The sequence below is a fragment of the Rhizobium sp. LCM 4573 genome (assembly GCF_001854865.1).
Classification (GTDB): Bacteria; Pseudomonadota; Alphaproteobacteria; order Rhizobiales; family Rhizobiaceae; genus Neorhizobium.
In genome coordinates, this window is record NZ_MDDW01000018.1 from 1 (window position 1) to 18,243 (window position 18,243).

The 18,243-nt window shown below is 62.8% G+C and carries 18 protein-coding genes and 2 pseudogenes; 16 read left to right on the forward strand and 4 right to left on the reverse strand.

The features are described from left to right. Nucleotides 1–146: pseudogene (locus tag LCM4573_RS27775) on the forward strand (MBL fold metallo-hydrolase); the annotation flags it as partial. A 52-nt stretch (nt 147–198) separates the two neighbouring features. Here LCM4573_RS27775 and LCM4573_RS18175 read toward each other — a convergent pair. Continuing rightward, nucleotides 199–1,098 (reverse strand): LysR family transcriptional regulator, encoded by a 900-nt coding sequence (locus LCM4573_RS18175; protein WP_071007803.1) that lies wholly within the window; start codon nt 1,096–1,098, stop codon nt 199–201. Nucleotides 1,099–1,284: 186 nt separating this feature from the next. On the opposite strand from LCM4573_RS18175, the gene LCM4573_RS18180 reads away from it, so the two are divergent. The 4 genes from LCM4573_RS18180 to LCM4573_RS18195 all read left to right on the forward strand — a co-directional run bounded on the left by LCM4573_RS18180 (nt 1,285) and on the right by LCM4573_RS18195 (nt 3,808). Next, on the forward strand, nt 1,285–1,746 hold the full coding sequence (locus LCM4573_RS18180) for a cupin domain-containing protein (protein WP_071007804.1): 462 nt from the start codon (nt 1,285–1,287) through the stop codon (nt 1,744–1,746). Nucleotides 1,747–1,772: 26 nt separating this feature from the next. Further along, nucleotides 1,773–2,549: a carboxymuconolactone decarboxylase family protein gene (locus LCM4573_RS18185; protein ID WP_071007816.1), complete on the forward strand. Its 777-nt coding sequence runs from the start codon at nt 1,773–1,775 to the stop codon at nt 2,547–2,549. 44 nt (nt 2,550–2,593) lie between these two features. Then, on the forward strand, nt 2,594–3,445 hold the full coding sequence (locus LCM4573_RS18190; protein ID WP_083347524.1) for an SDR family oxidoreductase: 852 nt from the start codon (nt 2,594–2,596) through the stop codon (nt 3,443–3,445). 162 nt (nt 3,446–3,607) lie between these two features. Continuing rightward, nucleotides 3,608–3,808 carry a hypothetical protein gene (locus LCM4573_RS18195; protein ID WP_131818986.1) on the forward strand — a complete coding sequence of 67 codons (201 nt, stop codon included), beginning with the start codon at nt 3,608–3,610 and terminating at the stop codon, nt 3,806–3,808. Nucleotides 3,809–3,852: 44 nt separating this feature from the next. Here LCM4573_RS18195 and LCM4573_RS18200 read toward each other — a convergent pair whose 3' ends face one another. Genes LCM4573_RS18200 through LCM4573_RS18210 form a run of 3 tightly spaced genes read right to left on the reverse strand, consistent with a single transcriptional unit; the run spans nt 3,853 to nt 7,418 of the window. Next, nucleotides 3,853–5,091 carry an amidohydrolase family protein gene (locus LCM4573_RS18200; RefSeq protein ID WP_071007806.1) on the reverse strand — a complete coding sequence of 413 codons (1,239 nt, stop codon included), beginning with the start codon at nt 5,089–5,091 and terminating at the stop codon, nt 3,853–3,855. 8 nt (nt 5,092–5,099) lie between these two features. After that, complete coding sequence (locus LCM4573_RS18205) at nt 5,100–6,683, reverse strand: gamma-glutamyltransferase family protein (RefSeq protein ID WP_244505360.1); 1,584 nt, start codon at nt 6,681–6,683, stop codon at nt 5,100–5,102. Nucleotides 6,684–6,728: 45 nt separating this feature from the next. After that, entirely contained in the window at nt 6,729–7,418 is a 690-nt protein-coding gene (locus LCM4573_RS18210; RefSeq protein WP_071007818.1) for a GntR family transcriptional regulator, read from the reverse strand. Nucleotides 7,419–7,668: 250 nt separating this feature from the next. On the opposite strand from LCM4573_RS18210, the gene LCM4573_RS18215 reads away from it, so the two are divergent. The 11 genes and pseudogenes from LCM4573_RS18215 to LCM4573_RS18260 all read left to right on the forward strand — a co-directional run. Next, a complete protein-coding gene (locus tag LCM4573_RS18215) occupies nt 7,669–9,228 on the forward strand; it encodes an ABC transporter substrate-binding protein (protein ID WP_071007807.1) in 1,560 nt (519 codons plus the stop codon). A gap of 79 nt (nt 9,229–9,307) precedes the next feature. Then, entirely contained in the window at nt 9,308–10,273 is a 966-nt protein-coding gene (locus LCM4573_RS18220; protein WP_071007819.1) for an ABC transporter permease, read from the forward strand. A 13-nt stretch (nt 10,274–10,286) separates the two neighbouring features. Then, entirely contained in the window at nt 10,287–11,234 is a 948-nt protein-coding gene (locus LCM4573_RS18225) for an ABC transporter permease (RefSeq protein ID WP_071007808.1), read from the forward strand. Nucleotides 11,235–11,243: 9 nt separating this feature from the next. After that, nucleotides 11,244–12,437: an amidohydrolase family protein gene (locus LCM4573_RS18230; RefSeq protein WP_071007809.1), complete on the forward strand. Its 1,194-nt coding sequence runs from the start codon at nt 11,244–11,246 to the stop codon at nt 12,435–12,437. Further along, nucleotides 12,434–13,927, forward strand: a complete 1,494-nt coding sequence (locus LCM4573_RS18235) for an amidohydrolase family protein (RefSeq protein WP_071007810.1) — start codon at nt 12,434–12,436, stop codon at nt 13,925–13,927. The genes LCM4573_RS18230 and LCM4573_RS18235 overlap by 4 nt, the downstream gene beginning before the upstream one ends. Continuing rightward, nucleotides 13,924–14,904 carry an ABC transporter ATP-binding protein gene (locus tag LCM4573_RS18240; RefSeq protein WP_071007811.1) on the forward strand — a complete coding sequence of 327 codons (981 nt, stop codon included), beginning with the start codon at nt 13,924–13,926 and terminating at the stop codon, nt 14,902–14,904. The genes LCM4573_RS18235 and LCM4573_RS18240 overlap by 4 nt, the downstream gene beginning before the upstream one ends. Next, the gene (locus tag LCM4573_RS18245; protein WP_071007812.1) at nt 14,901–15,875 is read left to right on the forward strand and encodes an ABC transporter ATP-binding protein; all 975 of its coding nucleotides are present in this window, start codon (nt 14,901–14,903) and stop codon (nt 15,873–15,875) included. Before LCM4573_RS18240 ends, LCM4573_RS18245 begins: the two co-directional genes overlap by 4 nt. A gap of 25 nt (nt 15,876–15,900) precedes the next feature. Then, on the forward strand, nt 15,901–17,103 hold the full coding sequence (locus LCM4573_RS18250) for an amidohydrolase family protein (RefSeq protein ID WP_071007813.1): 1,203 nt from the start codon (nt 15,901–15,903) through the stop codon (nt 17,101–17,103). Nucleotides 17,104–17,146: 43 nt separating this feature from the next. Beyond that, nucleotides 17,147–17,269: a hypothetical protein gene (locus LCM4573_RS28800; protein WP_274534859.1), complete on the forward strand. Its 123-nt coding sequence runs from the start codon at nt 17,147–17,149 to the stop codon at nt 17,267–17,269. Between the two features lie 175 nt (nt 17,270–17,444). Further along, nucleotides 17,445–17,633: a hypothetical protein gene (locus tag LCM4573_RS18255; protein WP_071007814.1), complete on the forward strand. Its 189-nt coding sequence runs from the start codon at nt 17,445–17,447 to the stop codon at nt 17,631–17,633. Nucleotides 17,634–17,703: 70 nt separating this feature from the next. After that, a pseudogene (locus tag LCM4573_RS18260) lies at nt 17,704–18,243 on the forward strand (transposase); the annotation flags it as partial.

Sequence of the window (18,243 nt, forward strand, 5' to 3'; positions counted from 1 at the left end):
CCCTCGCCTCCCGTCGCCGCATCTTCGACATGGCGGCGGCAGACCGGCTCCTCATCCTCGGCTTCCACTATCCGTTCCCGGGCCTTGGCCGGATGCTCAAGATGGACGCCGGCTATGCCTGGGTCCCGGTCAACTGGCAGTTCTGATCCCGCGAGGAGCGACCGCCGTTGGGCAGGAGACGCCGCCGAAAGGCGGAGATCAACTCTTGGAGCGATATCTGAGCGCTTCGACAAGCAAGGCAAAGGCCGGTGTCGGCTGGCGCCGGCTCGGATAGTAGAGGTGATAGCCGGAAAAAGGTTCGCACCAATCCGCCAGTACGCGTACGAGGCGACCATCCTCGATGTACGGAGCCAATTGCCCTTCCGGCAGATAGGCAAGGCCGCGTCCCTCCAGGGCGGCTTTGAGAATGAGACTACCGGTGTTGAACACCAATTGCCCATCTACCCGCACATTCATTTCACGGCCATCCTTCTCGAATTCCCATGCATACAGACCGCCGTGGCCCGACAGTCGTAGATTGATGCAATTGTGATTGGTTAGGGCCTGAGGTGTTTTCGGAACGGCTCGCCCAGCGAAATAGGCTGGGGAACCGACGACGGCCATGCGCATCTGCGGCCCGATGCGAACGGCGATCATATCCTTGGCAATCGTCTCGCCCGGTCGCACGCCAGCGTCGAACCGGTCCTTGACGATGTCGGTCAACCCGTAATCCGTGATGATCTCCACCTTGATGTCGGGATATTCTTCCACGAGCTTCGATGCGACCGGCCACAGGATTGATTCGGCGGCGTATTCGGTCGAGGTCAGGCGAATGACGCCGGACGGCTTTTCCCGCAACTCGCTCAAGACCATCAGTTCCCGCTGAATTTCCTCGATCCGCGGACCGATCGAGCGCAGCAGGCGCTCTCCCGCTTCCGTCGGGACGACCCGGCGCGTCGTTCTCGTCAGCAAACGCAGATCGAGGCGCGCCTCCAGCGAGCGAACGGTCTGGCTCAGCGCTGACTGGGATACGCCCAGCCGTTTGGCGGCCCTCGTAAAATTCCGTTCCTCCGCGACCACCATGAAGGCCGCCAGATCGTTCAGGCTCTCTCCAGCCATTTAGAAGTTTTCCTTATTGGTCCAATCTCCTTTTAGCACCTAATCGCACATTCTGCCTCGGATTATATGCGTTCTCGCAGGTGTTCTGTCCGCGCGAGACAGACAGGCCTTCGACCGGATCAAGGCGAAGGACGTTCGCTATCGCTTCGTCATCGACCCAACCGCGTGAGAACAGGAGCAGACCCAATGAAAAAGATAATCGCAGCGGCAGCCATCAGCACGATCGGCGCGGGTTCGGCGGCTGCCGAAGGCATGGAGATCAGGCCGAACGGGGGCACGCCCTCCATCATCGGCAAGACCCCGGATAACTTCAGCGGACATGCGGTCATCACGCCTCTGTTCCCCCCGAACGAAACCACTCGCGCCAATGCCGGCCTCGTCACCTTCGCCCCCGGCGCGCGCACCACCTGGCATACGCACCCGGCCGGGCAATTGCTGTTCATCACGTCCGGTCAGGGCTGGGTGCAGGAAGAAGGCAAGGAGCGCCGCGTCGTCAACGCCGGCGATACCGTGTGGATCGCGGCGGGGATCAAGCACTGGCATGGCGCGACCGAAACAAGCCCGATGGCTCACATCGCCATGACCTACCTTGTCGACGGCGAGAACGTGGACTGGTTGGAGCCGGTCACCGACGAGCAATACCGCTAATGACTGGACAAGTGAAAGGCATCATCATGAAAACCTCCACTATCATGGCTCTCGCACTTTCCATGGGTGCCGTCGACGCTGTCGCAGAGACGGGTTCACAGACCGGCAGCTTTTCCCGCGAAGACGTGCAGGCTGTGTCTCCAGCGCTCGAACATTACGCAACGGACAGGCTGGCGAGCAACCTGTGGAAGCGACCCGGCCTCGCCCCTCGCGACCGCAGCATCATCACCGTCGCCGCAGTCATCGTGCGCAATCAAACTGTTTTGCTCGCCGAGCAACTGCAGCTCGCCCTCGACAACGGCGTCAAGCCCGCCGAGATTTCCGAGATCATCACCCATCTGGCCTTCTATGCCGGCTGGGGCAATGCGATCGCCGCCACGGCCATCGCCAAAGATGTGTTCACCGAGCGCGGCATCGATCGCAACCAGCTTCCGAAAGCGTCCGTCCAACTGCTCCCTCTTGATGAGAAGGCGGAAGCCACCCGCGCCGCGCGGGTGGAGGAATCGACCGGCCCGGCCTCGCCCGGCCTTGTGCGCGACACGGCGGATGTTCTGTTCAAAGACCTGTGGCTTCGCCCCGATCTTGCACCACGCGATCGCAGCCTCGTGACCGTCACCGCTCTGATCGCGACTGCGCAAGTGGAGCAAATTCCTTTCCATCTGAACAAGGCGATGGATAACGGGCTGAAGCGCGAGGAAGCAGCCGAGATGGTCAGCCACCTCGCCTATTATGCCGGCTGGCCGAACGCCTTTTCGGCGTCGTCCGTTGTTCGCACCGTCTTTGAGAAACGGCCACGGCAATAACAGTTACAAGTGAAGCACCGGACCGCATGAGAACGGATGATCCCATGTCACAGGGTATCGAAGACAAAGTCGTCGTCATCACTGGCGCCAGCAGCGGCCTCGGAGAGGCGACGGCACGCAGACTGGCGCGGTATGGCGCAAAGCTCGTTCTCGGTGCACGGCGCATAGGTCGCCTTCGCACGCTTGCCGGGGAATTGAAGCTGGACGACGATGCCGTTGTCCAGACGGACGTAACCGCCCGCGAGCAGGTCAAGCGGCTGGCGGATAGCGCGGTTGAGAAGCACGGCCGCATCGACGTCATTCTGAACAATGCCGGCCTGATGCCGAGTTCCCGCCTCGAACTGCTGAAAGTAGAGGACTGGGACGCCATGATCGACGTCAATATCAAAGGCGTCCTCTACGGCATCGTGGCGGCCCTGCCGCACATGCGGAGCCAAAAGAGCGGGYACATCATCAACGTGTCTTCCGTCGCCGGTCATAAGGTTGGACCGGGCGGTGTAGTCTATGCCGCGACCAAGCACGCTGTCCGCGTGATCTCGGAAGGGCTGCGCCAGGAGGTGAATCCCTACAACATCCGCACGACGATCATTTCGCCCGGTGCGGTGGCGACCGATCTGCTCGACACGATCACTGATCCGGTGATCGCCGACAACATGCGCAAGACCTATGAGAACGCCATCCCCGCCAGCTCCTTCGCGGGCATGGTAGGCTCGGCGGCCGAAGCGGCGCCGGATAGCGCGAGGGCGGCAATACCAGCCGCCAGGGATGCAAGAATGTGCCTCTTCAGCATTTCACGTTCCTTTTGCGGGCGGCGGCCGGCAAAAAGCAAAGTTGGCTTTAAGGATCGGTCTGCCGTCAAATCCACGGGCGGAATAGGCYCGTCGAAGCCCATTTGACCCCGATCTGCGGGTGTTTCACGCCAAATCGGCTTCAATTTTTGCAGGAAGGGGCCGCGCGCGGCCGTTCCGGGCGACAGGCAATTGGAATCAAATGAAAATAATGTCGCCAAAATGGAAGCGATAATTCGGCGCCATCCATGCAATCCGACGAATTTCGCAATGATCTGGATCAAGGGGGATATGATTGGACCGCAAAAGGCCGTTGCATGCGGCTGGATGGTCAGCGTTGCAGATCGGACACTTAATCACCAAGAAGGCGCCCGTCGAAAAGGATTTACAACCATCCGCATGTATCGCGGATCGGCGCCACCGGTAAACATACATTGGATCTTCGGGATCACCAAGCTGGAACTCGGCTGAGCCTGCGACTGCCGTTACTCATTCTGACATGCAAAGAGCTGCCTTCAGATGCCTTGGCACTCCCCCAAGATGTTAGCCTTGGGACGAACGAACGTCTTTCGGCCAGCCTTCCATCCGGCGAGCGTGGCGGCCGAAGAACGGACGACGCTTAGGGGATTGGCCGCATCGAGGACGACGATATCGGCCGGGCCGCCGACCCTCAGCCCGTATGGGATGCGCATGATGGCTGCGGCCTGCCCACTGACCATCTGGAAAACGTGGCCGATATCGGCATCGCGCGATAGCTGCATCACATTGGCATAAAGATTCGCCATCCGTGCCAGCGACGCGTCGCCGAAGGGCGTGAACGGGTTCAGCACGTTGTTGGTGGCGATCGCCGTCCTGACACCGTCCGCCGACAGAAGATGGGCCGGCGCGATCCCGCGGGGAATGTTCGAGACGTTGCCGTGGCCCATCAGGAAGAGATCGGTCGCCGGGAGGACGGTAAGCGCGATGCCGGCCTCCGCGATCTTCCGCCCGACCGCCGATCGGTCCGACGGATCGAGAGCGGAGAGGTTCGTGACATGACCGATGGTGACCCGGCCGCCATAGCCATTCGCCAGCGTCGCCTCGATGACGGACGGCAGGTCGGTTCTTGCGGGATCGAGATGAAAGTCAAGGTGAAAATCCACGTCGACGTCATGCCTTTTCGCCAGTGCGAATATCCTGCGAACGTGCTCTTCCGGCCGGTGATCCGTATAGGGGCATCCCCCGATCAGATCGGCGCCGGCACGTAGCGCCTCGTCGAGCATATCTTCCGTTTCAGGCTCCTGCGTCAGCCCCTCTTGGGCGAAGGCGCAGATCTCGATATCGATCGCAAACGCATATCGCTCGCGAACCCGTTTGATGGCCTCGAAGGATCGCATGCCGGCGCGCGGATCGATTTCGACGAAGGTCCGCATGCGGTTGGTGCCATGGACAATGGCCTGGCGGACGAGCGCCGAGGCCCGCTCATAAACATCCTCTTCGGAAAAACCGGCCTTGGCCTTGGCCGTCTCGCGCACCGCCTCGTCCAGCGTGCCTTCGCAAATCGAGCAGCGTTCAAGAATGCAGGCCTTGTCTAGATGGATATGGCTGTCCACGAAACCCGAGAAGGCGAATTTCCCGTCGATATCCTCTTCATCCACGGCATCGCAGCGGATTTCCGGCCGCATTTCGACGATGAGCCCGTCGTGGATCGCGATGTCGATCACGCCCGATCGCTGCGATATGCGCGCATTGCGAAGAAGGAGATCGGCCCGCATGTCCTGCCTCAGATCCCGATCGCGCAGCCGTCGCTGCGGGGGTCATGCGCACCGTCGATCCACCCGTCGCCGCCGATCCGGATGACCCCCGCCTGCCCCGCCAGCGCGCTCAACGCCGGGAGAGCAACCGTCTCGTGTCCGCGCGTGGAAAGGGCTCTCAGCACCTCCACCCCAACGTCCTCCTCGATCTTGAGATTGTCCCTTGTGTCGGAAAACGTCCGGCCGAGCAGGAATCTCGGCGCGGAAAGCGCTGCGAGCGGATCGAAACCGTGATCGATCAATCTGCTGAGCAACACGGTCAGCGTTTGCGGCTGCCCGTCGGCCCCTTGCGTTCCATAGAGGAGGCAAGGCTTTCCGTCGCGCAGACCCATGCCTGGATTGAGCGTGTAGAACGGCCGCTTGCCCGGGGCGAGCACGTTCGGGCTGGCGGGATCGGTGCTGAAGGCCGCCCCACGGTTCTGCCACAGGATGCCTGTGTCGTCGAGCAGGACGCCGCTGCCCCAGTCGTAATAGGTGCTTTGCAGAACACTGGCGGAACAGYCGTTTCCATCGACCGCAGCGAGATAGACGGTATCCCCGTTCCGGAATGGGGTCGGCCATGGCAGCGCCGCCTTCCGGTCGATCGCGCCGGCTTTGCGGGAAAGAACCGTATCGGCGAGCCAAGCGGCGCAGTCCTGCGCCACATGATTCGGATCGGCGATGCGGCCTCGCTCGAGGAAAGCCTGCTTCACGGCCTCGACGCAAAGGTGATAGAAATCCGCGGATGCGGGGTCCACATCCCGCATGGCGAAGTTCGACAGGATGCCCATGATGGTGAGGGTCGTTACCCCTTGCGACGGCGGCGGCGGCGCGAGAAGCTCCAAATCCCTGTAGGTCAGGGATAGGGGAGCGACGATTTTTGCGGACGTCTTCTCCAAGTCATGCCTGCGGATTGGGCTGCCGGCAGCCTCCAAGCCCACTGCAATGCGGCCGGCGACCTCTCCCTCGTAGAATTCGCGATGGCCGTACGCCGCGAGCCGCTCCAGGACGGCCGCGAGCTGCGGTTGCCGCTGGACGCCTTCGGTGGTGAAGAAGGTCGAGACGGTCGACCAGCCGCCGATCTCGCTCTCTCGAAACTCGTGCCAATATCTCTGCGACCGGCTGACCGGAAAGCCGCCGGCGGCGAGTTCGATCGCGTCCTCCAGAAGGCTGGAAAGGTTCTCCGTCCCGCCCCAATGCGCATGCGAATACCGCAGGGCCTCGCCCCAGCTGTCGACGAGCGCGGCGGTCGTCAGCGCCGACAGGGGACCGCGCGCCGGGATGGTTTCCAGCTTCGGCAAACTCTCCGCCGCCTGCCCTATGCCCATGATCGCGTCGCGCCGGCCGGCGCGGTCCGCCACGAGCCAGATGGCGTCGCCGCCCAGACCACAGAAATGCGGATAGAGAACCGTCAGCGCAGCGCCTGCGGCGATCACCGCCTCGATCGCCGTACCGCCGCGGCGCAGGACTTTAGCGCCTGCTTCGCTTGCGGCGTGATGCGGCGTGGTGACCATGCCGTGCCGGGAGCGGGCTGCGGCTTGCGCCGTCTGCTGCGTGAAAATCCGTTCCGGCATCGTCATCCCCTCGGCCATCGCATGCCTTTCCGTTTTTCGTCGCTGCTATTCGGAAGCCGACATGTAACGGCTGAGGATTTCGCTGATGTCGGGACCGTCGTCCTTGTCGTCCACCTTTGCCCTATCCTCAACCGCGTGGAGGTGATGATCCATGATGCGGGTCGCCGCAGCCRCATCGAGGTTCTTCAGCGCCTCGATCAGCTGGATATGCTCGTCGATCCCGCATTCCGCCGAATGCGGGCGCCCGAACCGTGCAAGGATCAGCGACGAGCGCGAGACTACCTGGCTGATGAAATCGATGAGCAGTTTCGAGCCAGTCAATTCGGCGAGCAGAATATGAAACTCGCCCGCGAGGCGAATGGAGCGAGGCGAAGAGGCCTGCAGCGCCCGCTCCTCCTCCCGCACATGGCTGATCAGCGCATCGATGCCGTCCTTCGGCATCCGCTTGCAAAGCCGCTCGATCACCTCCCGTTCCAGGCAGCGGCGAAGGGCAAAGACTTCTTCCGCCTCCGCCAGCGTCGGCATGGCGACCGCGGCGCCGCGGTTCGGCTTGATCTCCACGAGGCCGTCGGAAGAGAGCCGCACCAAGGCGTTGCGCGCGCTTGTCCGACTGACGCTGAACGTATCGCCGATCGAATCTTCGGGCAGCTTGGTGCCGGGCTTCAGCGCCTGCTCGAGAATGGCGCGACGCAGCGAAGCGTAGATCGCGTCGCTTCTGGTCAGGTTCGTGGACATCGCTTCGGCTTTCCGTTCGAATGCATTTTCTACGGCATATTGCATAAATTTTGTACCTTATCTAGCCATTTATATTGCATCCAATTTTATATTGATATTGCATACGAGATAATCTACGTTCCGCCTAAAGCCGCACAGAACGGCACTTCCAAGGCTCACGAAGCGGCTTATGCGCCGCCCGATGAGAACCTCGCATGCAATTCACGCGGGAATGTCTCTGCTGGATTGAATACAATAAAAGGGGACAAAGATGACCAAAACGAAGAGATTATTGGCGACAGGCATCGCCCTGCTCGCACTATCCATGCCGGCCGTGGCCGGCACGCTGAAATGGGGAGCCTCGCGCGACATCAGCTCGCTCGATCCCTATTCCTACGGTGACAGCTTTGCGCTCGGCGTACTCAACCATGCCTATGAAGGACTGGTGCGTTACGACCGCAACCTGAAGATCGAACCGGCGCTCGCCACCTCCTGGGAAATCGTTTCGCCGACCACCTGGCGCTTCAAGCTGCGCGAGGGCGTGAAATTCCACAACGGCGCCGATTTCACCGCCGAGGACGTGCAGGCCTCGCTGCTGCGCGCCAGCGATGCGAAATCGCCGCTGCGCGGCAACATTCCCTCCTACAAGGGGTCGCGCGTGATCGACGCCCATACGATCGAGATCGATGTCGCGACCAATTATCCGCTGCTGCTGAACGATCTCACCACCATCTACGTCTTCGACGCGGGCTGGCTGAAGGACAACAATGCCGAAGCCCCGACCGATGTCGGTTCCGGCGTCGAAGGTTATGCCACCTATCATGAGAACGGCACGGGTCCGTTCAAGGTCGAAAGCCGCCAGCCGGATGCCAAGACCGTCTTCGTGAAATTCGACGGCTGGTGGGACAAGCCGCAGCACAATATCGACCGGATCGAGCTGACGCCGATCGCCTCCAGCGCGACCCGCGTGGCAGCACTTCTATCCGGCGATATCGACTTTACCGACCAGGCACCCGTGCAGGACCTGCCGCGGCTTGAGGCTGCGTCGTCTCAGGTCAAGCTTCTCGAGGGCACCGATCTTCGCACCGTGATGATCGGCTTCAGCCAGCGCGACCAGCTTCTCTCGGGCGCGCCGAACCCGATGAAGGACGTGCGCGTGCGCCAGGCGATGCAGCTCGCGATCGATCTCGACCTCATCCAGAAGCGCGTCATGCGCGGCAAGTCCCGCAATGCCGGGGCGCTCGTCGCACCGCAGATCCCGGGCTATGACGCCGCACTTGACGAGCCGGTGAAGGCGGATCCGGAAAAGGCCAAGGCGCTTCTGAAGGAAGCCGGCGCAGAGGGCTTCGAATTCGAGTTCAACTGCGCGGACAGCCTCGTCAACGAGGAGCAGATCTGCCAGGCGGTCGCCTCCATGTGGTCCCGCGTCGGGCTGAAGCCGAAGCTCGACCAGGGCACCCGTGCTGTGCAGACCCCCAAGCGTTCCGCCGGCAAGGTCGATGTCTACACGCTCGGCTGGGCGACGCTGCCGATGCTCGACACCTACAGCCTCACCTCGCAGGTGTTGCACACCAAGGAAGGCTCGTTCGGCATATTCAACTGGGGCGGCTGGTCCGACAAGGAGTTCGACAAGGTGACAGAGGCCTCCGCCGTCGAACTCGACCAGACGAAGCGCCTTGCAATAGAAGCCCAGTCGCTCAAGATCGCCAAGGAACACGCCTTGATGATCCCGCTGCACCAGCAGCCGCTCGCCTGGGCGACCAACGYGAAGATCGCTGATTTCCCGCTCTTCTCGGATAACCTTCCGCGCCTATGGCTGGTGAAGATGTAAACCCGAATAGCCCCGTCGTGCAATGCGTGCGGCGGGGGTCGCCTCCTCCTCCTTCTGCTCGCACAAAGGACCGCGCGCCATGCTCGCCTTCCTCATCAAGCGGATCGGCAATGCCGTTCTCGTGATGCTGACGGTCGCCTTTCTTGCATTCCTCATCTTCCGCTTCCTGGGCGACCCGGTTGAAATGATGGTCAATGAAAGCGCGACCCAGATCGAACGCGACGAATTGCGGGCGCGCCTCGGTCTCAATGACGGCTTCCTCGTCCAGTATGCCCGCTTCGTCACCAATGCCGTACAGGGCGAATTCGGCCTCTCCTGGCGCAACCAGCAATCCGTGATCGGCCTGATCGCCGAACGTTTCCCCGCGACCTTCGAACTGGTCATCATCGCGACGTTCCTGTCGCTCGCGATCGGCATACCGTTCGGCGTCTTCACCGCTATCGGCCGCGGGCGCTGGTGGGCGGAAGGCTTGCAGTTCAGCTCGATCGTCGGCGTCTCGCTGCCGAGCTTCCTCGTCGGCATCCTGCTGATCCTCACCTTTTCGGTTACGCTCGGCTGGCTGCCCGGTTACGGCCGCGGCGACGTGGTGCGCGTCGGCTGGTGGTCGACGGGATTGCTGACCACTTCCGGGCGGGCGGCGGTGGTGCTGCCGGCGCTTTCTCTCTCGCTTTTCCAGATCACCCTCGTCATGCGGCTGGTGCGCGCCGAGATGCTGGAAACGCTGCGCACCGATTTCATCAAATTCGCCCGCGCTCGCGGCGTCAGAAGAAGCGCACTGTGGTTCCGCCATGCGCTCAAGAACTGTCTGATGCCCGTCGTCAMCCTCACCGCCATGCAGGTCGGCAATCTGATCGCGTTTGCCCTCGTCACCGAAACCGTCTTCCAGTGGCCCGGCATGGGCATGCTCTTCATGCAGGCCGTGACCTTCGTCGATATCCCTGTCATGGCGGCCTATCTCTGCATCGTGTCCTTCATCTTCGTCACGCTGAACACGCTGGTCGACATCGCCTATGCGGTCATCGATCCGCGCCTGCGCAACGCCTGACCGGGAGGCTCTCATGACCGCGATCGAACCCGTCAAGTCGTCCGCCCCACCCTCGCGCTTCTCGCGCATGTTCCAATCCGACCTGTGGTGGAGCTTCAAGCAGCATCCCTCCGCTGTTGCCGCCGCCATCCTGCTTCTGGCTCTGATCGGCACGGCCTTTTTCGCGCCATGGATCACGGTGCAGAACCCTTACGACCTCGCTTCGCTCGACCTGCTCAATGCCGAGATCCCACCCGTCTGGATGGAGGGCGGGCAATGGCCCTTCCTGCTTGGCACCGATGTGCAGGGGCGCGATCTGCTTTCGGCGATCCTCTACGGTTCGCGCGCCTCGATCGTCATCGGCGCCGCCTCCGTCGCCGTGTCGCTGATCGTCGGCTCCTTTGTTGGTCTGGTGGCCGGTTACTACGGCAAATGGGCGGATGGCCTCCTGATGCGTACCGGCGACGTGCTGCTCTCCATGCCCACCATGCTGATCGCCATCCTCGTTTCGGCACTCGCCCGGCAGATGCTGCCGTCTTCCCTGCGGGAAGTCGGCGCCTCCGGCGTCATCGTCTTCGCCATCTCGCTGTCGGCCTGGGTGCAATATGCGCGCACCGTTCGCGCCCAGACCATGGTCGAGCGCAACAAGGAATATGTGCAGGCCGCCCGGCTGATCCGCGTCCCGAAATGGCGGATCATGCTGAAACATATCCTTCCAAACACCACCACGCCGCTCCTGGTCACGGCCACGCTGAACTTCAGCCTCGGGATCCTGATCGAGGCGACGCTTTCCTTCCTCGGTGTCGGCATGCCGCCGGAACAGCCGTCGCTCGGCACGCTGATCCGTATCGGCAACCAGTATCTTTTCTCCGGTCTGTGGTGGATCGTGCTCTTTCCCGGCCTGCAGCTCTGCCTGCTCGTCGTCTCCATCAACGTGCTCGGCGACTGGCTGCGCGACGCCCTCAACCCCAAACTGCGCTGAGGCATATCCATGAGCGATCTTCTGATTACCAACGCAAGGCCCATGGGCGGCGCATCCACCGACATCCTGATCAAGAACGGCCGCATCACCGCCATCGGACAGGGGCTCGGCGCGGAAAACATACCCGTCGAGGATGCGGCCGGGCGCATTGCCATTCCCGGCCTGGTCGATGCCCATACCCATCTCGACAAGTCGCTCCTCGGCTATCCGTKGTACGTCAACGAGGTCGGCCCGCGGCTGATCGACAAGATCGACAACGAGCGCAAGGTGAAGCGCGAATACGGGCTCGACGCGCATGTCCAGTCCATGCGCCAGTCGCTGCAATCGGTCAGCTACGGAACGACGCTGATCCGCAGCCACGTGGATATCGATACCGACCAGGGCCTGGTCGCCCTGGAAGGCGTGATGGAGACGCGCCGGCAGCTCGAAGGCGTGGTCGAGATCGAGATCGTCGCCTTCCCGCAATCCGGGCTGATGCGCCGTCCAGGTACGGCGGAGCTTCTGGACAAGGCGATAGCCATGGGCGCCGATCTGATCGGCGGGCTCGACCCATGCGGCATGGACCGGGATCCCAAAGCTCATCTCGACACGATCTTCGCGCTCGCCGAGAAACACGGAAAGGGCATCGACATCCATCTCCATGAAGGTGGCGAACTCGGTGCCTTCTCGATGGAAATGATCTTCGAGCGTGTTCGGGCTCTCGGCATGCGGGGCAAGGTCGCCGTCAGCCACGCCTTCTGCCTCGGCGATCCCGACTGGAATATGACGCAGGCGCTGATCGACGCCTGCGCCGAACTCGATATCCCGGTCCTCACGACTGCGCCGCCCTCGCGGGAAGTGCCGTCGCTGAAACGGCTGCGGTCGGCGGGCGTCCGTTTCGGAGCAGGCGTAGATGGGTTCCGTGACACCTGGGGCCCTTACGGCAACGGCGACATGCTGGAGCGCGCCATGCTGCTCGGCATGAAGAACAACCTGCGTCGGGACGACGAACTCCTGCTGGCGCTCGACGTCTGCACGACGGGCGGAGCCAAGGCCATGGACCGGGAGGCTCACGCACTCACCATCGGCGGACGCGGCGATGTCGTGCTTGTCGAGGGCGAGACCGTCGGCGAGGCGATCGTCACCCATGCGCCACGCAAGCTGGTGGTGACGGCCGGAAACGTCGTTGCGCGCGACGGCAAGAGCCTGAGGGCGCGCCCATGACCTGGTCGGCTCTTCCCCTCGGCAAGCGGCCGCCCGGTCGCTGGGCGCTCAAGGCGCGTTTCGTCATCGCCGATCTTCCCGAAGGCCGCCGCCTCATCCCGGATGGCGAGGTGGTGACCGAGAATGATCGCGTCGTCTGGGTCGGCCACCGCTTCGAAGGCGAGCTTTCCGCCCGTTACGATATGGGCGAGGCTCTCATCGGCCCCGGTTTCGTGGACCTCGACGCGCTCTCCGATCTCGACACGACCGTGCTCGGCATGGACAACCAGCCCGGCTGGAAGAAGGGCCGCGTCTGGCCGACGGATTATGCGGCGCGGGCCTATGAGATGTACTCGCCGGAGGAATTGGCCTTTCAGAAGCGCTATGCCTTCGCGCAGCTTCTCCTGAACGGCATCACCTCGGCCCTTCCCATCGCCTCGCTTTTCTATCGTGCCTGGGGCGAGACGGTGGCGGAATTCGAAGCGGCCGCCGTAGCGGCGGAAGACCTCGGCCTGCGCGTCTGGCTCGGCCCCGCCTACCGGAGTGGCGGCGTCATCCTCGGCGGGGCGGGCACCATGCAGCCGGTGTTCGACGAGGAACGCGGACTTGCCGAACTCGCCGATGCCGCAGCCTTCGCCCAGCGCATCCACGGTGCCGCCGGCGGCTTGATCTCCGGCATGTTCGCGCCGGACAGGGTGGAGACATGCACTGAAACGCTGCTGCGTCGGACGTTCGACACCGCTAACGGTCTCGATATGCCGGTGCGCCTGCATATGGCACAAGGCGAGATGGAATTGCAGACGGTGCGCCGACTGCACGGCGTGACGGCTCCCGAATGGCTCGATCGTCTCGACCTCCTTTCCCCGCGCCTGATCGCGCCRCATGCGACGGTCGCCACCGATGACGATCTTGCCCGTTACGCGGCAAGCGGCGTCACCATCGCCCATTGTCCGCTCGTCTCCGCCCGCCACGGCTCCTCGCTGAAATCCTTCTCGCGCGTGAAGGCCATGGGCATCCGCATCGGCATGGGCACAGACACCGCACCGCCCGACATGGTGTTGAACATGGCCGTCGGCCTGATGGTAAACCGCATGGCCGAAAGCCGCGGCAATGCCGGATTGGCCGCCGAATTCTACGACGCCGCGACCATCGCCGGCGCGGACGCTCTGAAACGCCCCGACCTGGGACGCATCGCGCCGGGTTCGAAGGCCGATATCGCAGTCTTCGACATGGCGGACCGGATGATCGCCCCGCGCATCGACCCGATCCAGACCCTCGTCTATGGCGCGACGGGCCGCATCACCCGCGCCACGATCGTCGACGGCCGGCTTTCCATGCGTGATGGGCAAGTGGCCGGTATCGATCTTGCCGCAGCCCGAAACCAGGCCCAGGCGCAGTTCGATGGACTTGTCGCGCGATATCCGGAACGCACGTTCGGGCATCCCCCCGTCGAGGAGATTTTCCCGCCGAGTTATCCGCTCGGCCGGGCTTCGAGCGAGGTGTCACCATGAACAGCCAGACCCCGGCCCTAGAGGTCAAAGGCCTCTCCGTCGAATTTCCGACCCGCAAGGGCATTTTGACAGCCCTCTCGGACGTGTCGCTGACGGTCGAGCGCGGCGAGATACTCGGTGTCGTCGGTGAATCCGGCGCAGGCAAATCGATGACCGGCATGGCCGTCCTCGGCCTGCTCGAACCGCCGGGCCGCATCGCCGCCGGCGAGATCCGCATCGGCGGCCAGCGCACCGACAATCTGAGCGACGCGGAGATGGAAACCGTGCGCGGCCGCATGGTCGGCGCGATCTTCCAAGACCCGTTGACCTCGCTCAATCCGCTCTTCTCCGTCGGCCAGCAGCTCATCGAGACGATCCGGCTGCATTCCGCTCGGGACCGGGCGGACGCCCGTGCCCATGCGATCGGTCTTCTGAAACAGGTTGGCATTCCGGGCGCGGACGAGCGCATAGACCACTACCCCCATCAGTTTTCGGGCGGCATGCGCCAGCGCGTGGTCATCGCGCTGGCGCTCGCAGGCAATCCGCAGCTCATCATCGCCGACGAGCCGACGACGGCGCTTGACGTCTCCATCCAGGCGCAGATCACCACACTCCTGCGCACCCTCTGCCGGGAGCACGGCGCCGGCGTGATGCTCGTCACCCACGACATGGGCGTTATCGCCGAGACCGCGGACCGGGTGGCCGTCATGTATGCCGGCCGAGTCATCGAGATCGGCCTGGTCGAGGAGGTGCTGAACAAGCCGAAGCATCCCTATACGCGAGGCCTCATGGGCTCGATCCCGGCGCTCGGAGCACGCGTCGAGCGCCTCACCCAGATCGATGGCGCCATGCCGCGGCTCAACGCCATTCCGCCCGGCTGTGCCTTCAATCCGCGCTGTTCGGAAGCCGGCACGCGCTGTCGCCAGGTACGCCCGGCACTGGTGGCGAATGCTCATGGCAGCGTCGCCTGCCTGGTTCACGATGGAGGTGTCGCATGAGAAGCCCTGACAACGCGCTGGAAGTTGATCAGCTGACACGCGTCTTCGACGTGTCCGCCCCCTGGCTGAACCGGGTGATCGACCGCAAGCCGAAGCGCTATCTGCGCGCCGTGCAGGATGTCTCCTTCACCGTCCGGAAGGGCAAGTGCCTGGCGCTCGTCGGCGAATCCGGCTGCGGCAAGTCCACCGTTGCGCGCCTTGTGACCGGGCTTTACGCACCGAGCGAGGGCGCCATCCTCTTTGCACCGGCCCAGAAGGGCGCAAACAGCGGCAAGCCCATGGAAGCGCAGATGATCTTCCAAGATCCGCATGCGAGCCTCAATCCGCGCTGGCGCGTCGGTGATATCATCGCCGAGCCGATCCGCGCATTCGGCCTGCGTGACGGCGACGATGCGATCACCGCGCGTGTCGCCGAACTGCTGCGAACCGTCGGCCTCTCGCCGGACGACGCCGGACGTTACCCCCACGAGTTCTCCGGCGGCCAGCGGCAGCGCATCTCGATCGCCCGGGCGCTGGCAAGCGAGCCTGAATTCCTCGTCTGCGACGAGCCGACGTCTGCGCTCGACGTCTCGGTACAGGCGCAGATCCTCAATCTGATGCGCAAATTGCAGGACGAACTCGGCCTTACCTACCTCTTCATCAGCCACAATCTGGCGGTCGTCCGGCACATGGCGGACCGCATCGCCGTCATGTATCTTGGACGAATCGTCGAGGAGGCGGAGACGGAGGCGCTTTTCGCCGATCCGCAGCATCCCTATACGCAGCTCCTGCTGCAGACGATCCCGGACGTCGCCTCCCCCAACCGCAACCGGGAGCTTATGGGCGGTGAGCCRCCAAGCCCGCTCGACCCGCCGAAGGGCTGCACCTTCCACCCGCGCTGCCCGCTCGCCACGGAACGCTGTCGCACGAGCGCACCCGAAGTTCGGGCGCGGCAGGGCGGCGGCACGGTCGCCTGCCATTTGGCGCCTTAAAACTAAAACAATTTGAGGAAACCCCATGAACAGGCCCACAAAGGTTTTCACCAATGCAAAGCTCGCCGACGGCCTGCTCCATGACATCCACGTCGCGAATGGGCGCATCACGTCGATCGAGCCGGCATCGTCGCAGCAGGCACCCGAAAGCGCGATCGATATCTCCGGTGACCTCCTCGTTCCGGGTTTCGTCGAGGGGCACATCCATCTCGATACAAGCTTCTACGGCGGTAATTGGGTGCCGCACCGTCCCTGCACCAATGGCTTCGACGTGCATGAGCGCGTCGCCTTCCAGGCGGAAAACATGGCCAAGGCCGAGCCGATGGACGAGCGCGCCCGCAATCAGCTGGATCTGTGCATCGCCAACGGCACGCTGCAGATGCGCAGCCACGTCATGGTGGATGGCTCGGTGGGACTGAAATCGCTGGAAACGATCCTTGCCGTCCGCGAGGAATACAGGGACAGGATCGATATCCAGCTCGTCGCCTTTCCGCAGAGTGGCATCCTTGATAGCCCAGGCACGCCGGAACTTCTCGACAAGGCGATAGGATTGGGTGCGGATCTGGTCGGCGGCCTCGATCCGGCAAGCTTCGACCGGGATGTCAAAGGCCATCTCGACGTCGTCTTCGGCATTGCCGCGAAACGTGGCGTCGACGTCGATATCCACCTGCATGAGGCAGGCACGATGGGCGCCTTCACCATCGAGGAGATCTGCGCCCGAACGGTCGCGCTCGGCATGCAGGGACATGTCGCGATCAGCCACGCCTATGGCCTCGGCGACCTCGCGCCAGACGCCGCCCGCAAGATCGCAGGCAAGATCGCCAAAAGCGGCATATCGATCATGACCAATGCGCCGGGCCACCACGCTTTCCCGCCGGTGGCGCTGCTGCGCAGCGAAGGCGTCAACGTCTTCAGCGGCAGCGACAACATCCGCGATTCCTGGTGGCCCTATGGCGATGGCGACATGCTGCATAGGGCGGAAATCATCGGATATCGGTCCGGCTTCTTTACCGACGAGGAACTGGCTGCCGCCTTCGAGATCGTCACGGCGGCAGGTGCCAAAGCATTACGCCTCGAAGGCTACGGGATCGGAGTCGGCGCGAAAGCGGATTTCGTCACACTCGGCGCTGCTCATGTGCCGGAGGCGGTGGTCGCCTTTCCGAAGAACCGCAGGGTCTTCAAAGCCGGACGTCTAGTCGCCGAAGGCCGCGGAGACGATCGAGGCTAAACTGAAGGCTATCTCGCCCAAACAGAAACTGGTCGCCGAGCAGATGACCGAACGTATGCTTGCCGGCCAGATGAAGATTGCAGCCTTTGACCAGATGCTCGACGATTTGGAGAAGGAGCGTGCGCGGCTGGCACTCGAGCTGGAAGCAGCACACCGATTTCACTGAAACGGAAGAAGAGCGATAACACCGGCCTGCGTAGTCCGGATAACCCGATCATTGTGAACCCGGCAATGTTCCAGTCGGTTCTGGATGCCATGACGACGGCACTGAAGGGTGCCGACGCCGGCAACGACACGCTGGCGGCTACGGCCAGTTTATCCGCTCGCTCGTTCAGAAGGTGGTGATTGCACCCTCCCCCGACAATCGCCGCGCAGATCTGACCATTCATGGCCGGTTGGCGTCGATCCTCGCCTCAATGGAAGCGTTTCAGGATTACAGCGCGAGAATGCGCGAGCATTATCACCGCGACTACAGCACCCGTGTGAAGGCCGGCGAGTTCAGCGATATGAACGCGAAAGCCTACTACTGAACTGCCCCCCATTTCGACCGGACAGTCGGCATAAGCAGAAAGGCTCAAGCCCAGGCTTGAGGACAAGCTTATGTCTAACGAGTATCGACGCATTGAAGTGATCACGGGTGACGTTCGCCGCAGACGGTGGACAACCGAGCAAAAGCTGCAGATCATTGAGGAGAGTTTCGAGGCGGGCGAGACGGTATCGTCGACCRCTCGTCGTCATGGAGTTGCGCCCAATCTCCTTTATCGATGGCGCAGATTGTTAAGCGAGGGAGGTGCTGCCGCCGTGGATTCAGACGAGCCGGTCGTCGGCAATTCCGAGGTCAGGAAGCTCGAAGAGCGCGTGCGTGAGCTGGAGCGCATGCTCGGCCGTAAGACGCTGGAGGCGGAGATTCTCCGCGAAGCTCTTTCCAAAGCGAACTCAAAAAAACAGATATCGCGACCGATCTTGTTGCCGAAGGACGGTTCCCGATGAAGTCGGTGGCTGATGTCCTGGGCGTCTCCCGTTCCAATCTCGCTGAACGTCTCAAAGGCAAATCCAAGCCTCGCGGACCGTACCTCAAAGCTGACGATGCCGAGCTGCTGCCAACCATCCGCAGACTGGTCGATGAACGGCCGACCTACG